The organism is Olsenella profusa F0195, assembly GCF_000468755.1.
Lineage (GTDB): Bacteria > Actinomycetota > Coriobacteriia > Coriobacteriales > Atopobiaceae > Olsenella_F > Olsenella_F profusa.
Map to the genome: position 1 here is coordinate 1 of NZ_AWEZ01000003.1, position 749 is coordinate 749.

Sequence of the window (749 nt, forward strand, 5' to 3'; positions counted from 1 at the left end):
CTGTGTTTGATAGCCTTCAATTTGCTGATTTGAGCGCGGAAAAGTTTCGGGTCCGGGCACGAGAAACTTCCGGCTTCGGGCATGGGCACGCCGACCGTCCGCAGTCGGCCCGACAATGTCGTTGCTTCGGTATTCGACAGAGGAGGGCCAGAGAGGAACGGTCGGCGTGGACAAGATAGAGGACATGCGCAAAAGGGTGAGAGGCGGAGAGCCGATGGCCTCGATCGCAAGGACGGTGGGCATCTCGGAGCCAACGGCGCGCAAGTACGCGAGGATGGAGGACCTCTCTCCCGAGCCGCCCAAAAGGCGCGAGCCGGCAAGCGAGGTGCTCGCGCCCTACGAGGCGACGATCGACGCATGGCTCGGCGACGATTGCCGCAACTGGCGCAAGCAGCGCCACACCGCCACGCGCGTCTACGTGAGGCTGCGCGAGGAGGAGGGCTACCCTGGGTCCTATTCGACCGTGCAGCGTTACGTGAGGCGCCGGCGGGAGGAGACGGCCCGGGAGCGCGACCGCAGGGACGCCGCAGGGTGCCTGCTGCTCGACTGGCTTCCCGGCGAGTGCCAGGTCGACTTCGGGGAGGCGGATTTCCGGGTGCGCGGCGTTACCACCCGGGGCAAGTACCTCACCGCCGCCTTCCCGCACCCCGACGTCGGGCCCGCCCAGGTCTTCTGGGGCGAGACCTCCGAATGCGTCTGCCAGGGGCCCGGGAACGTATTCGAGTTCGCGGGCGGCGTGCCCAGGCGCG

Annotated in this window: 1 protein-coding gene; it reads left to right on the forward strand. The window is 67.6% G+C overall.

The features are described 5' to 3' along the window. Nucleotides 1-166: 166 nt before the first annotated feature. Nucleotides 167-749: transposase (locus HMPREF1316_RS00195; protein WP_021724871.1), on the forward strand; the 583-nt coding region annotated here is incomplete at its 3' end.